The sequence below is a fragment of the Ruegeria sp. HKCCA5463 genome, assembly GCF_013034175.1.
Classification (GTDB): Bacteria; Pseudomonadota; Alphaproteobacteria; order Rhodobacterales; family Rhodobacteraceae; genus Ruegeria.
Genome location: NZ_WQFL01000011.1, coordinates 1 through 15,172, shown reverse-complemented (window position 1 = coordinate 15,172; position 15,172 = coordinate 1). Strand labels below are relative to the sequence as shown.

Below are 15,172 nucleotides of genomic sequence, written 5' to 3'. Positions count from 1 at the left end.
CAGGAACACGCACGGAAAACAGGCAGGTCTTTTATTCTGAATGACCGGCGTCCGAGCTTCGAAGAACGAGAAGCACTGGCTGACCGAAGATTGAAATATTGCAACGCAACTCCGGGGGGACACAGTTGTGACCATAGATCAAATTTCCAAATTCAGACCTTACACCCCAAGCGACGCAGACTGGAAGATGATATATGATGTTCTTCCGGGCAAGGCTCAGATCGCCGACCCAGCCGTCATCAACCCACAATTCGAATGTATCGAGGTGACCGGAGACGCGGTTCTGCCAGCGAACGGCATGTATATCGTGCTGCGTGGCGTGGTTCAGTTGCGCCAGAACGGGAAACCATTGGCCAGCGCGGATGTCGGTGATTACTTCTATGAAGAACACCTTCAGATCTCGGATATCCCTGTCAGCCTTGAAGCGCTTGCGCTGGATGGAACCCGGTTGGCGTATCTATCCAGCCAGAACTGGCTTCAGATACCAGAGAGCGTCCGGCAACCCTGTTTTGCAACGATGTTTGGTGATCTGGTCAGCGTTCAGTTGCAGAATTTTCAGCAGCCGATCAATTGTTGCAGTGTCACGGCGGCCGCTCTCAGCATGTCGGCGCTGGGGTTCAGCTGCGAAGTGAATGACATCTTCCGCGAATGCGCATTGCCCTCGTCCTTTGTCGTGAACGACGGAATCTCGCTGGGCGAGCTTTTTGACGTCGCCTGCACCTACATTCACACGCAGGGGCTGCGCGAGAGGGTTCAGGTTCAGGCCTATTTCATGGACGCAGACACAACCAATGTGCCGCTGCTGCTTGAGGCGATCGACGAATCCAACCGGCTGGGCGGTGACAACGACATTCTGGTCGCTAATTTCCAGGTCGGTCTGGCCCATGGCAACGAGACTATGCCCGGCGGCCATTTTGCCGTCATCGCCAAGTGCAATCCAAGCACGGGGCTGGTGCATATGATGGATGTGCACCCTGAGAAATACGGCAAGCTTTGGGTGACAACCGTCGAAAGGTTGTGGCAAGCCATGTCGGATCGTGACGGAACCTCGATGCGGTCCCGCGGCCTTTTGCGGTTTTCAGCACGGGCCGCGGTCAAGACGCACCTGAAGACCTTCAAGCAGCGGTGCAATTACGTCGACAGCACACGTTATCTGTCGAAAGATCCCAAGAAACGCCGCAACCTGTTCCGCCGGGCAACGCCCAACATGAACTCGATCGGCGTTTTGGTGGAAAGCCTCGCCATTCACGGCGACTACAGGGTGGACGAGGACGAGTTGCTGCGGGCGGCCCAGGTGTCGTTCACGGATACTGTCCGCCGGGTCGCCACCGCCAAAGACATGCACGACATGGTCGAAAAGTATATCAGACAATCCGAGAACCTGCATCTGAGCAGCTCGTTCCAGAGCTTTGAGACTCGCGATGACAAATCAATCCAAACCCCCGAAGACTGGTTCAAGGCGCAGTTGAAAAGCCTGACCCCCGACAGCAATCGCCACCTGATGATCAACATCGACTTCAATCGCGTCACCGGGATTGAGGCGATCCGCCCGCCGGACAACGTGTTCCGGGAAACTGCGTTGCTCGAAGAGTTCTGGTGCCTGTGCATAGACTATGACGACGATGAAGACGTTGTGACCATAGTCGATATGAGCCCGGCAACCTCGCAGGTCTGGCAAGCGCCGCGCAGCAACATCTTCCGTGGTCTGCGGGATCTCGAAGACCCTGCATTGTTGGTGATCGAAGAGGTCGAACCGCCCGAAAACCCAAGCGATGTTGCCAGCATCATCAAGCACAATACGATGGTTCTGTTCTACGAGGACGAGGACCCGTGGTCCTATATGCTGCGCAGCATTCTTTCGAATATCGGGGCAACAACCGTCAAGCAGATCGACGTGGGCGGGCGCGATCCCAATATGATCAGGATGCGGCGGCAACTGGTGACGCTGGGCGAAAGACCGGACGTGCCGTATTTGTTTTTCAAAGGGAAATGCATCAGCAAAAGTGAAAAGCTGGAAGACATCGTAGACATGATCCAGGCCGGTGAATTGCAGGCCAGGATGCGCAAGGAAGGGCTGCCGGTATCCGAACTGAATGAAACCCCAAGCCTTGAGAAGAACCCGTTCGGCTACCCCAAGGGGGTGATGAATCAAGTGAACGCCGGAAAGCGAAACGTATTGCTCTGCGCCTGCGGGTCGTCGGCGGCGGACAAGATCCCCGAGCTTGTCGAACGTATTGTCGACGCGGGGCATAACGTGAAACTGATCCCGTCTGTTTCGGCCGAGAAGTTCTTTCGGGATTTCGGTGCCGAACGGATCGACGCCAAAATCACCCACAATGACTATTACCGCGACGATGACGAGTGGAATTTCCGCTATTTGAATTTCGACATGCCGGTGCGCGCCTCGCATCTGGCACTGTGTGACTGGGCAGATTGCGTCATAGTGGCCCCCATCACCTGCAACACGATGGGTAAAGTTGCCAATGGCATCGCCGACAATCTTTTGACCTCGGTCTTCGTGGCCTGGCAATACCAGAAGAAACCCGTGATCCTCTGCCCCGCGTGCAATACGAATATGTGGAACAATATCACCACGCAGAACAACGTCGACAAGCTTAAGACGCTTGGGGTCGATTTCGTGGGACCGCGCGAAGGCCGCCTGTCGAACGGCCGGATGGGCATCGGCATGATGGCAACGCCGGACCAGATCATGGAAGCTTTGGCGGATGCGTTCGAGGAATTGGACGACCAGAAGTATCGCGTCTGCAAATGGGCGCGCGAGGCCGCTGCCGCCGATGACATCAACGAATGGAAGCGCGTGTTCCGCGCCATCGACGAAGGCGTGGTCGGCGTCAACATCGTGGACGAGGCCCATGGAGATTCACTGTTGCACTATGCAGCGGGCGGTGAAGGCGAACTGGGCGAAAGCGGCCATGATCTGGGCAAGCCGGATTATGAGGCCGCCCAAGACCTGATCGACAGGGATATCGACGTCAACATTGTCAACGATCACGGGTTCACCGCATTGCATGTGGCGGTGATGAACAAGGCACCGAAGATGGTGGAAATCCTGCTGCGGGCTGAAGACATGGATGCGACCCCGTGCATCGAATTCGTTCAGGGCATGCAGATCGAACCGGAAATCCGTTCCATGCTGGACGCCTGGGCGCAAGATCACAATCTGAAGATGGCAGACCCCGAACAGGGGCGTGACGAAAGCTTCGTGGCGGTGAACGAACCCTCTTACCTGTATTTCACCTATGGATCACTGAAGCAGGGGTTCCCCAATCATGACGCACACAGCGCGGTCCTGAATGAATTCGTGGGAACGGCGCGCACCCGGCAACCAATGCCCCTGATCATCCCGAAGGAACCATTCTGCGACAATCCCAACTGTGGGTATCTGCATCGCATGGCAACCCTTGTGGATCAGCAGGGGATGGGCAAGCAAGTGGGTGGAGAGGTCTACCGTGTCACCGAATCCGGTCTCCGCGAACTGGACAGGCTGGAAGGGTATCACGGCCCCGGCTCACCCGAGAATGTCTATGTGCGCAAGAAAATCAACGTCGTCATCGACGGGGCGATGAAACCCGCATATGCCTATGTGATCGCGGATCCGGAAAAATATCTGAAAAGCTGGCGCGAGGGTACATCCGAAGTGGTGAGCGACTACACGCTGGATATGGCGCAGGGCGAACCCAAACCCGGGTTTGAACCCGTGGTCTAGCATTCTTGCGTGCTGATCGGTGGCGGTTCGGAACTGTTCTTGATGCTGAGATTATAGGCCGTGATCGCTACCATGCACAGCAGCACGAAAGGCCAGAAACTGGCCTTTGGAATCAGGTTGTCCCGATAGTGGATGATCCACAGCGACGGCACCGCCTCTGAGGCGAAAAGGTACGTGTTGATCGAAACTGCCAACAGCATGAAGTACATAAGGAAAAAGAACGACTCCATGTAGATCACGGGCGATCCGGCGAATCCTTCGCGCAGTTGCACATGGGCCAGCAGGATCACGAAGAACAGAACCGAACAGGTGCCGATCACGCTGGACGTGCTGAAGTCATGTCGCTCCACCAGGCCCTCGCGGCGCGTGACGGTCATGACCGCACCGAACAGCAGCATCACCACGACCAGCAACGGGATCATGTGAACGATGAACGCGTTTGCAAAATTGCGTTTGATGACGAAGTTGTAATGCAACTCGGGCGCGTTGGTTTGGTATGCGTTCTGTCGTATGCCCAGCGTCGTATCCAGATTTGACAGCTTGTAATCGAAATAGGTGTTTTCACGCTCCCACGTGCCCATCACGATCCGGTTGTCGATCCCAAAGATGTCATCCGGTCCGGTCGCCGGATAAGCCTCAAAGTCGGGCACCAGCGCGACATTGACCTCAAAAGGGGCCGGCCAGAATCGTACCCAAACCGTTTTGTGATCGAAGGGGTAACTGGTGTAGTCGAAGCTCTGGCGCAGAGTTTGTTCGAAATACCAACCAATCAAAACGCCGTCGGGTTGCGGCAACCGATAGGCCTGCTCGATAAGGCCGTTTGCCGAATCGACCGCTTCGGGTAGAAGAAACCCAGCCTCACCTTCGGCAGGAATGATCGCATCATGTTCACCTGCTTTGTAGTGCTGCCAGATATAGCCGGTAAGCTGTATATCGCTGGCGCCAAGAAAGCTGAAAGACTTTATGAAAATCCCCGTTCTCAAACGGTAGTCCGGTGCAACGTCCAGCTTGCACAGATATGCATCTACCGCAGCCTGATCAGGCAGTTGTGTCGGGTCTCCTTCGAAATGGTTCAGTTCGATCCAAAGCTTGAGCAACAAAGCGGCCAACCCAAAGGTCAGCAAACCCGAGATAAGCCACACCTTTCTTTCGACGCTCATTCAGCCTCCTGCCCTGCCGCCTAACCCGTCAGAAAATCCGCGCGGCCCAGCAAGGATTGGGTAATTCCCATCGTGGCAAAATGCTCGGTCATACCGGCAAAACCGCTATGCTGTGACGGTGGAATATTCTGCCTTCCGCTCTCGGCCAACAGCCGTGTTTGACGAATGGACAGGTCAACCATCGGCAACGGCTCGTTCCTAGTGAACGCGGCAAGGCCTTCCGCATATTCAAGTGCGGCATCCCAATCACCACGCGCCAGCATGACGGCGCTGGCATCGGGAAAAAAGTGCAGATGACTGTGGCCAACACATCCCTCGGCGATGATCTCAGAACCCAGTTTCAAAAGGCGCGTTTGCTCATCCGGGTCCGTTTCGGCCATCGCCAGGGCTGAAAGGGCCTTGGGTCCAACAAAGTTCCGGCCGTGTTCAAGCGCGATTTCGACCGCTCGCAGACCGGTTTCACGTGCGCGCACTGCCTGGCCGGCATAAACCTGCGTTCTGGCCAGATGTTCCAACGCCTGCGCTTCAAGGCGTTTTGCGCCCACGCGCTCGGCAATTTCGGCAGAGACGCCAAAGGCTTCAAGCGCACGGTCGAGGCTGCCCAGAAAGGTTTCGGCCACACCAAGACATGTTTGCGCAACACATTCCGGAACGAAGGCAAAATACGTCTGCGAGATTTCAATCGCCTCATTGGCATCTGCTCGGCCCTGACCGACATCCCCAGTATAGCTGCGCGCCACGCTGAGATTGTGCAGATTGGCCGCAAGGTCTCGAACCAGCCCTTTTTCGCGCGCCCGTTCAGCGGCTTGGGTATAGAACCCCGCCGCCGTCTTCATCGAGGCTTTCATGAAATTGGCGTCGCCAAACCCACTCAGCGCCCCAACTTCAAGGCGCGGGGATTCCAGCTTGCGGGCAAGCAAGAGCGCCCGCTCGTTGGCCTTCAGCGCTTCTTTGTTCCGTCCCAGCGGGAAGTAGACGTTGCCGCGCACATAGCTTATCTGGGCCTCATCTTCCTCAGACCCGCAGCGCTGTGCTGCTGCCTCGGCAATGTCGAGCGCTTCCAGCGCGTCCTGATACAGGCTTGCTTGCCGCGCCGCCTGCGCAAGCCCGATATGGGCCCGGGCGATTTGTTCATCGGTTTCCGCCAAACTGGCCGCGTCCTTGAACTCGTCCAAAGCTTCGTTTGACAACCCCTGCAACCGATGCGTTTCGCCCCGCGCGCACAGCAGGTCAAATCGGACACCCGCCGGGGACGGCAATTCCAAAGCACGCTCGATCAGCGGGCTGGCATCGTCGAACCGGAAAGCTTGGATCAATTTATCCGCAGCCTCCAGATAGGCTTGCGCTGCGTTATTGGCCCCGGCCCGGTCCAGATGCTGGGCGCGCAAGGTGGCGTCTCGATCCTCGAACCACTGAGCCGCCTGTCGATGCAGACGGGCCCGTTCGGATTTGACCAAAGTAGCATAGGACCCGTCCCGGATCAGCGCGTGGGCAAACATGAGATCAGGTCCGGCCTCTCGGATCAGCGCCGACCGGATCAGGTTACTCGTATCCAGATGTCCTTCGCCCAGAACGAAATTCAGAACTTCGGGCGAGAACCTTTGCCCCAGAACCGATGCGGCCTGAAGGGCGGTTCGACTGGCGCGATCCAACGCATCCAATCGCGACTGGACGATACCCTGAATACTTCCGGGCACACTTTCCTGCTTGAGTACGTCTGTGTTGCGCAACAGCTGTTCCAGAAACAACGGGTTGCCGCCCGCCCGTTGGACACATGTCTCCAGCAAATCCTGATCGATGGCCCGGAACTCTTCGACCAGTTGTCTGACATGCTCCTCTCCCATTGGCGCCAGTTCCAGCTTTGACACCAGCGCGCCGTCCGTCGCCATCTGCCAGTCCCTGTCGATCGGATCGCCTTCGGCCCGACTGGACATCATCAACACACAGGGAATGTTCCGCGTCGCTGCGGCGATATGCGAACAGGCCGTCAGGATGTCAGGGGTCGCCCAGTGGATGTCCTCAATCTGAATAAGCAGGGGCGATTCCTGGCTGCTGGCCGAAAGCAGTTCCTCAAGAACCTGACGCCGTCCTCGCAGACGGGTCTTGTTGTCCATCACGGCATAGACCTCGGCCAGACCCGGGTCTTGCTCAAGCTCAAGCAAGGCATTGAGATGCGCGGCGTTGGAAGGACTGACCCAGCCCCTGCTGATCGCGTCTTTTGCGACAGCCGCCCCTGTTTCCGCCCCATCCAACGCTTCAAGTCCCAGAATGCTGCGGGCGACGGTCTGAATGGCTGAATGACCTTCGCGCGCACCGAAATCCACCACAGCGCCGTTGTGGATTTTGTAGGACAGGCTGGTGGCCAGTTCCGCCACCTGCTCGGACAGGTGGGTTTTTCCAATTCCGGGTTCGCCCAGAACGATATGAACTTCTCCTTTGCCATGGCGCTGGCACCGGTCGAACGTGGCCGAGAAAATCGACATCTCGCGCTCGCGCCCGATGAATTTGTGCCGTCTCGTTCGAATGTTCCTGGCCAGCCGGTCCAGACGCCAGACCTCAACTGGTTCGTTCAGCCCCTTGATCGCCTTGACCCCGATGGAGTCGCCCACGAACAACGGACCCAGCGCGCGTTGAATGTCATGTGAGACCAGCGTTTCCCCTGCCGCTGATATGTCCGTGAGACGGGAGGCCAAGTTTACGCCATCTCCTGTCACCGTGTATTCCGTATGTGACTGGCTGCCGGTTGTACTGGCAATGACCTGACCTGAAGAGATGCCGATATGGCAGGAAAGCGGCGGCGATAACGTCCGAAGAACCGCGTGAATTTCAGCCGCAGCGCGTGCTGCCCTTTCGGTGTCGTTGGTATGTGAGACCGGCGCCCCGAAAACAGCCATGACCGCATCACCAATATGCTTGTCGATGCGACCCCCGTATTTTTCGACCACATTGTCCACTTTGCTGAAGAACTGATTGAGCAGCGCGTGCAGATCTTCGGCATCCAGTTCGCTGGAAATTTTCGTGAACCCGGTCAGGTCAGCAAACATCACCGTGACCTGCCGCCGCGCGGGTTCATGCGGTGCCGTTGGTTCAGGCTCTGCCGTGGTGTGGGTGGAATCAAGTTGCTCGATGGCACGCAAAAGCCGCCGACGATCGCCGACAGCAGTCACACCGATTTCGATCAGATCCTCTGCCGTCAAATCTGGCAGAATGGAAAAGTCGATCTTGTTGTCAATGAAGGCCTGCGCGTACTCGTTTAATCCATTTGCGCTCAACCAGCCCCTCAGGTCTTGAGACATATCGCCCCTCTGAAGTCCCCCACTTCAAGCGAGAGCCTAGCATGGCAGCGGGCCTGTGTCTGCAAAAACCAAATTAATTCGTGATTTTGAGCAGGGTTAATCCATTTTTTATGCGTTCACCTGGCTTGCATTTCCAAACCCGCTCGACAGGACAAATGAACGGCAGGCCTCGGAGATTTCTCGAAATCGCGCTCTTTCCCTTACATAAAGATACACCTCGCGCCTGTCCGGCAAATCCGAAATCGGACGAAAGGCGACTGCGTCCGGAATGAATTGCGCGACGGTCTGCGGCAGGACCGTGATCCATTGGCCTGCCCTGACCGTCGTGATCAGGGAATGCGTGTTGTGAATGGTAACCTCGGCCCCGTCCAGAATCTCTCGGAAAGGCGCGGACTCGATAAAGTCACACAGGGCGTTTCGAACGAAAGGCTCAGCCACCAGATCCGAAATGGCTGGCGGTTCTGCCCGTGTCATCAGCGGATGATCCGACGCCGCAACCAAACCAAAGCGGTCCTGAAACAGCGGCTCTGCACTGACCCCGTTCAGTGGATGATGGCCGGACGCAATGCCAATATCAGACGTGTCGCCGGCAACCGCATCCAAAACCTGCTGCGAATCGGCGTCTCGCAGCTCGATCTTCAGGCCGGGAAAGCGAGACGTCATATGATCCAGCAGGGCAGGAAAGACCAACGCCCCCACGGACGGCACCGATACGATACGGATCAGCCCATGCTCGGCCTGTGCCGCCAGTTCAATGTTCTGAACGGCCTGATCAAAATCCCGCACCTGTTTGAGTGCGAGGTCGAGAACTTGCTGACCCAGCGGTGAAAGGTGGTTTTTCCGTTCGCCTTCAAACAGTTTCTTTCCAAGATGCTCCTCGAATTGTTTCAACATCATTGAGACCGCGGATTGCGTGCGGCCCAAACGGCTGGCTGCCTCGGCAAGGTTTCCGGTTTGGGCCACAGTGCAAAAGCACCGCAGCATTTCCACTTTCACGGCCATGCTTCAATCTTTCTGAAGTTTTCTAAAGTTATTTGAGTTTGACTGATGTCGCCGGCAAGTTCCATTCTTTCGCAAACTGAAATTTGCGAATTTGGGGCCTGACGTGACCAAACTGAATCTGATTGCCGGCGAATGGCTGGCCGGCGAAAGCGAAATCGAAAACCGCAACCCATCGGATCTGAGCGATCTGGTCGGCATATTCGCGCAGGCCAGTGCTGATCAGCTTGAGACAACGCTGGATCAGGCGCGCGCGGCCCAGGTGGAATGGGCGGCTTATGGGTTGGAGCGCAAGCAGGCCGTGCTGAACGCCATCGGCAACGAACTGATGGCCCGCGCCGAGGAGCTCGGCACTCTGCTCAGCCGTGAAGAAGGAAAACCGCTGGCCGAGGGCAAGGGCGAGGTTTACCGCGCAGGTCAGTTCTTCACCTACTATGCGGCCGAATGTCTGCGACAGATCGGAGAAAACGCCGATTCCGTGCGCCCGGACATCGAGGTTGACGTGCGCCGCGAGGCTGTTGGCGTGGTTGCCATCATCAGCCCGTGGAACTTCCCCACCGCAACGGCTTCGTGGAAGATCGCCCCGGCGCTTTGCTATGGCAACGCGGTTGTTTGGAAACCCGCCAACATCACCCCTGCCTCGGCCGTGGCCCTGACCGAAATCATCGCGCGGCAAGACATCCCCAAGGGTCTTTTCAGCCTGGTGATGGGCTCGGGCCGTTCCATCGGTCAGCGCCTTGTGGAAAGCCCCAAGGTTAATGCGATTTCCTTCACCGGATCGGTGCCCGTGGGCAAAGGCATTGCCGCCGCGGCGATCCAGAACCTGACCAAGGTGCAGATGGAAATGGGGTCCAAAAACGCGCTGACTGTCATGGACGACGCCGATCTGGATCTTGCGGTGACGCTGGCACTGGGCGGGGCCTTTGGCGGCACCGGTCAGAAATGCACCGCCTCGTCGCGTCTGGTGGTTCACGCGGGCATCCATGATGCCTTTGTCGAAAAATTGGTTGCCGGTGCGCAGGCAATGAAAGTGGGTCACGCGCTGGAGGACGGGGTTCAGATGGGTCCGGTCGTCAGCCAGCAGCAGTTGAATGAAAACCTTGCCTATGTCGAACTGGGCAAAACCGAAGGCGCCGAGCTGGCCTGTGGCGGTCAGCGGCTGGAGATGCCCCATGACGGTTTCTACATGTCGCCGGGCGTGTTCCTGAACACCACCAACGACATGCGCATCAACCGCGAAGAAATGTTCGCACCGCTGACCAGCGTCATCAAGGTCGGCAGCTATGACGAGGCGCTGAGCGTTGTGAACGACACCAATTTCGGCCTGACCTCGGGCATCGTGACCAAATCGCTGGCCCGCGCCACGCATTTCCGCCGCAACGCGCGCACCGGTGTTGTGACGGTCAACCTGCCCACCGCTGGCACCGATTACCACGTGCCTTTCGGTGGCCGGGGCGACAGCTCGTACGGACCCCGCGAACAGGGAAAGGCGGCGGCTGAATTCTATACGACCGTCAAAACCGCCTATATCAGCGCAGGCCCCGTCTGATGCGGATCGATGGCCTGCAATATGCCAACTGGTCGGAAAAGATCTTCCGCCAGTTGCGCGAAGGGGGCGTGGACGCGATCCACGTCACCATCGCATATCATGAGAATTTCCGCGAAACGGTTCTGAATTTCGAGAAATGGAACCGCTGGTTCGAGCAATACCCGGATCTGATCATGAAAGGCCGCTGGGTCAGCGATATCGACACGGCCCGTAAAACGGACCGAACCGCCGTGTTTTTCGGGTTTCAGAACCCGTCGCCCATTGAAGACGATATCGGGCTGGTCGAAATCCTGCACGATCTGGGCGCGCGGTTCATGCAACTGACCTACAACAACCAATCCCTGCTGGCGACCGGTTGCTACGAGGCCGAAGACACCGGCATCACCCGCATGGGCAAGCAGGTCATCAAAGAGATGAACCGCGTGGGCCTTGTGGTCGACATGAGCCATTCGGCGGACCGTTCCACGATCGAGGCGGCTGAAATCTCGGACCGGCCCATCGCGATTACACACGCCAATCCGCACGAATGGTCCCCGGCCCTGCGCAACAAGCGGGATGACGTCATCCGCGCGGTAACGGAAAAAGGTGGGATGCTGGGCTTTTCGGTCTACCCTCACCACCTGAAAGACAAGTCCGATTGCACGCTGGAGAGCTTTTGCGAAATGATCGCCCGCACTGCCGACAAATACGGGGCCGAACATCTGGGGATCGGCACCGACCTGTGTCAGGATCAGCCCGACAGCGTCGTGGAATGGATGCGTGTGGGGCGTTGGACAAAAGAGATCGACTATGGCGAAGGCTCGGCCTCGGCGCCGGGATTCCCACCGATGCCGGGTTGGTTCCAGGACAACCGGGACTTTGGCAACATCGAAAAAGGGTTAAGCGCGACCGGCCTGAACGATGACGAAGTGGCCGGGATCATGGGCGGGAACTGGTATCGGTTCTTTGCCGAGAACTTCGTCCCACAAAGGTAACCAAATGGAACCACACGCGCAGACAGAGATCGCCAGACGTGACCCATCCACGGTCATGCGGCTGTCACGTTTGGGATCGTTGCACCAATGTCGGCTTAGCTTTATGCGGCAGCTGACGCGTCGCATGGCCGAAGAAAACTGGAGCTTTTCGCGCCCCGCGTTCGAAATTGACAACAAGGGTGTGGGCCATGCGGTCTATACCGCGCAAGGCCCCGATCGGGCCTATTCGCTGGTCGCCTTTGCCCATGACCTGCCACCCGATCAACGATCGGACCGGGTGATTGCCGAGGCCTGGGATGCCACCTTTACCTTGTTTGACGGCATTCCAACGGCGGAGGATATCGACCGTCTGTCGCAGAATGTTCCGTTGCAAGAAGCCGGACGCGTCAGCGAAGCCGAACTGTCCCTGTCGCGGGCGAACCGTTCCGTGCGGCTTTGGGCTCATGTGGTGGATCAGCTTGCTGCGGGGCAGCAACCCGACCTCGAACAGATATACAAGGTCGGCTATCTGATGCGGACCACGGCCGTTTATGGTTCGGGCAAATTCGGCGCGGCGGACCGCGAAAAGACAGCCGGCCGGGCCGAAGTCAGCGGTCCGTTCCAGATCGAGATGCTGTCGGTCTATCTGACCCGCGCCTTTGTGCGCGATCTGGTACAGCACATGGCTCGGGTCAAAGGCCAAGACCAGACCGCAGAGCTTGATCCGGACATCGCGCGCTGGCTGGGCATCGGGAATTCGACCGGCCTGGGTATGGCGCCGTTCATCGTCAATCACCCGGTACTGTTCAACAACTGGATCATGGTGCGCGAGGAGGCGATCTCGCGCGTTCGGTCCATTGATGTGGCTTCGGCGGATGAGGCACGTGTCTTTTGCGATGTCTTTGCACGCTGCAAACAGTCAATCGCCTGGTGGCGATCTGAACACCCGGTGCAGATGGAAAAGCTGGCGGCGTTGAATTCGGATCTGCAAGAAATCGAAAAATACCTGGCCAAGGATGATCTGACACAGGATCACCCCTGGAACCGTCTGATCCTTTGGTCCGAAACCGCGCTGACAGAAGAAGGTCAGGAGCTGCTGGCCTCTTTGATCCTTGAACCTTACGGCGCGCTTGTTGACGGGCTTGCGAGCTGCATGGCAGACACCAACGCCTCTGCACAGGTGATTGATGGGACAATGCCGGTATCAGCGGTGCGTGCGTTGATCCGGAACAGCTTTGACTGGGCTTTGAACCTTGATTGGGCCGCCGCCGAAAACTGCGCGCGGGCCTGGTACATATCCGAAGAAAAGCTGGAACCCCGGCTGGGGGAGCGGTTCGAGGAGCCGATCTCGGACTATGAACAACCTCTTGCACCGGCGCGGGATGCAACCTTGGCTTTCGAAGCGTTGCAGAACTGGCCTGATGACGCTCCAATAGCAGAGTTTCTGTTGCGCCATCCGGGACACCGCCACAGCGTGCGCCGCGCGCAAGTCAGCCGTATCGCACCCTACGGTGAAATTCGAGACAACACGATCAGCGCGCAGGTGATGCCCATTGATATGCTGCGCGCCAAACTGTCCTTCTTTGGGGCGACGCATTTCGACCCGCGTTCGGATCGGTGGGTGCGTATCTGCATGTATGCGGGCGCGCCCCACCCGGAAGAGCTGAACACCGCGAACGCCGATCTTTGGGTTTATCCGGAGGTTGCGCAATGACCTTCTCGTTGAACGAAGTGGAAGCCACCGCCAAACGCGCAACCCGTGGGGCTGGATATGCCTGGGGTGTGGCGGAGGAAGCCGCGAAAGCAACCCGATGGCTGTGCGTCCAGGGGTTTGACGGGCCTGCGATCCTGGCCCAGTTGCTTAAGCAGAAATTTGCGCCGCACCTGGAACATCACATCCCAGAGGCCCGGGACGGCATGTGGTCCGGCGCCCGGGATCTGTGTCCCCTTATGACCGGATCGGCATTATCAGATTTCCCGGACGCCCTGTCGCAAGGCAAAGTTCTGATTTCCAATGTTGCCGCTCCTCTTCTGTTGCTGCCCTTTGTCGCCACCATGGCGAAAAAGCGGAAATCGACTTTGGAAATCACATTGGACGGGGTTTCAGCGACCACTGATGGTGTTCATCTCAGCTGTGGCGATTTCGGAATGGAGAGGGCAAATCGCGTCGGGATAACCGAAACCGGCCGCATCAGACCCACCCGTTCCATGCACAGCCGCGCTGACCCGGATCCGGGGGCGTGGCAATTCCTCAACACTGTGGCGCATCGCACCTATGCCCCCGCAACTGAAGAATCCCGACTGCTTGGCGCTGGTTCAGGCTTGTCAGACAACGATTGAAGGACCACCCGATGACCGAAACCAGAACCCTCTCGCTTGCCGAAATCGAAGAGCTGTCATTCAATGCGCTGGTTGCCGCCGGCACAAGCGAAGAAAACGCGCGCCCTTTGGCTGTTGCCACAGCCGCGACCGAAGCGGACGGCGTGGCCAGCCATGGGCTGGCGTATATCCCGATCTATTGCGAGCATGTTCAATGCGGCAAGGTCGACGGTCAGGCAAAACCTGCCCTTGAAACCCCGCGTCCGGGCCTCATCCGCGTCGATGCCAAAACCGGGTTTGCACATTCGGCCATTGATCTGGGTTTCGAGGCGCTGATCCCTGCGGCACAGGAACAGGGCATCGCCGCATTGGCGATTACAAACAGCTACAATTGCGGTGTGCTGGGCTATCACACGTATCGGCTGGCCCAGGCAGGGCTGGTCGGATTGGGGTTCACCAATGCGCCAGCATCCATCGCACCTTCGGGCGGATCGAAACCTGTCGTTGGGACCAATCCGTTCTCGATCGCTGCACCGGGAACAGATGGTCAACCCGCACTGCTGATAGATCAGAGCGCCAGCACCATCGCCAAAAGCGAAGTGATGAAGCATGCAAGGGAAGGCAAGGCCATTCCCGTCGGATGGGCGCTGGACGCTGACGGCAACCCTACAACGGATCCTGACGTTGGACTGAAAGGCAGCATGGCCCCCTCGGGCGGCTACAAGGGCGTGGGTGTTGCTTTGCTGACCGAAGTCATGGCCGCAGCCCTTACTGGATCGACACTTGGGTTGAACGCATCGCCTTTTTCCGGAACGGCCGGTGGCCCCCCGAAAACGGGGCAGTTTTTCATTGCGATTGATCCCGTGGCGTCGTCCGCAGGTTTGTTTTCAAACGCCATGGCAACTCTGGTTGAGTCGATCAGATCTCAGGACGGCGCGCATCTGCCAGGTGATGGCCGCCGCAAGAGCCGGCTTTCGTCAAGCAAAGCGGGAGTTGCAGTGAACTCCGCAACCCTGTCAAAGATTGAAGCAATTTTGGGCTCAGGCTAGGTCAGGACCCATAACCAGTAGATGAGGTTTGCTACGAGTGCGATGGCTGATAGGAAGACCTTGGAACAACGGTCATAGCGTGTCGCCACGCGCCTCCAATCCCTAAGCCTGCCAAACATA

The 15,172-nt window shown here is 57.8% G+C and carries 9 protein-coding genes and 1 pseudogene; 6 read left to right on the top strand and 4 right to left on the bottom strand.

Translation table 11 applies throughout. The features are described from left to right. The first annotated feature begins 127 nt into the window (after window positions 1–127). Window positions 128–3,727, top strand: coding sequence for a flavoprotein (locus tag GOW09_RS19070; RefSeq protein ID WP_171120086.1), 3,600 nt, complete (start codon window positions 128–130; stop codon window positions 3,725–3,727). Here GOW09_RS19070 and GOW09_RS19065 read toward each other — a convergent pair. The 3 genes from GOW09_RS19065 to GOW09_RS19055 form a co-directional block, all read right to left on the bottom strand. Continuing rightward, the gene (locus GOW09_RS19065) at window positions 3,724–4,887 is read right to left on the bottom strand and encodes a hypothetical protein (protein ID WP_171120085.1); all 1,164 of its coding nucleotides are present in this window, start codon (window positions 4,885–4,887) and stop codon (window positions 3,724–3,726) included. The genes GOW09_RS19070 and GOW09_RS19065 overlap by 4 nt on opposite strands. A 20-nt stretch (window positions 4,888–4,907) precedes the next feature. Beyond that, window positions 4,908–8,183, bottom strand: coding sequence for an adenylate/guanylate cyclase domain-containing protein (locus GOW09_RS19060; protein WP_171120084.1), 3,276 nt, complete (start codon window positions 8,181–8,183; stop codon window positions 4,908–4,910). A 108-nt stretch (window positions 8,184–8,291) separates the two neighbouring features. Further along, window positions 8,292–9,167, bottom strand: a complete 876-nt coding sequence (locus GOW09_RS19055) for a LysR family transcriptional regulator (RefSeq protein WP_371808061.1) — start codon at window positions 9,165–9,167, stop codon at window positions 8,292–8,294. A gap of 121 nt (window positions 9,168–9,288) precedes the next feature. Between GOW09_RS19055 and GOW09_RS19050 the strand changes: the two genes are divergently transcribed. From GOW09_RS19050 to GOW09_RS19030, 5 genes are read left to right on the top strand one after another with little or no spacing between them, the layout of a single operon-like run. Continuing rightward, complete coding sequence (locus tag GOW09_RS19050) at window positions 9,289–10,731, top strand: aldehyde dehydrogenase family protein (RefSeq protein WP_171120082.1); 1,443 nt, start codon at window positions 9,289–9,291, stop codon at window positions 10,729–10,731. Continuing rightward, a complete protein-coding gene (locus tag GOW09_RS19045) occupies window positions 10,731–11,705 on the top strand; it encodes a membrane dipeptidase (RefSeq protein ID WP_171120081.1) in 975 nt (324 codons plus the stop codon). Before GOW09_RS19050 ends, GOW09_RS19045 begins: the two co-directional genes overlap by 1 nt. 4 nt (window positions 11,706–11,709) lie before the next feature. Then, the gene (locus GOW09_RS19040) at window positions 11,710–13,398 is read left to right on the top strand and encodes a hypothetical protein (RefSeq protein WP_171120080.1); all 1,689 of its coding nucleotides are present in this window, start codon (window positions 11,710–11,712) and stop codon (window positions 13,396–13,398) included. Beyond that, entirely contained in the window at window positions 13,395–14,024 is a 630-nt protein-coding gene (locus GOW09_RS19035; RefSeq protein WP_171120079.1) for a DUF3726 domain-containing protein, read from the top strand. The genes GOW09_RS19040 and GOW09_RS19035 overlap by 4 nt, the downstream gene beginning before the upstream one ends. 11 nt (window positions 14,025–14,035) lie before the next feature. Continuing rightward, window positions 14,036–15,052, top strand: a complete 1,017-nt coding sequence (locus tag GOW09_RS19030) for an Ldh family oxidoreductase (RefSeq protein ID WP_152459696.1) — start codon at window positions 14,036–14,038, stop codon at window positions 15,050–15,052. Here the strand turns inward: GOW09_RS19030 and GOW09_RS19025 are convergent. Continuing rightward, window positions 15,049–15,172: pseudogene (locus tag GOW09_RS19025) on the bottom strand (IS5/IS1182 family transposase); the annotation flags it as partial. The gene GOW09_RS19030 and the pseudogene GOW09_RS19025 sit on opposite strands and share 4 nt — an antisense overlap.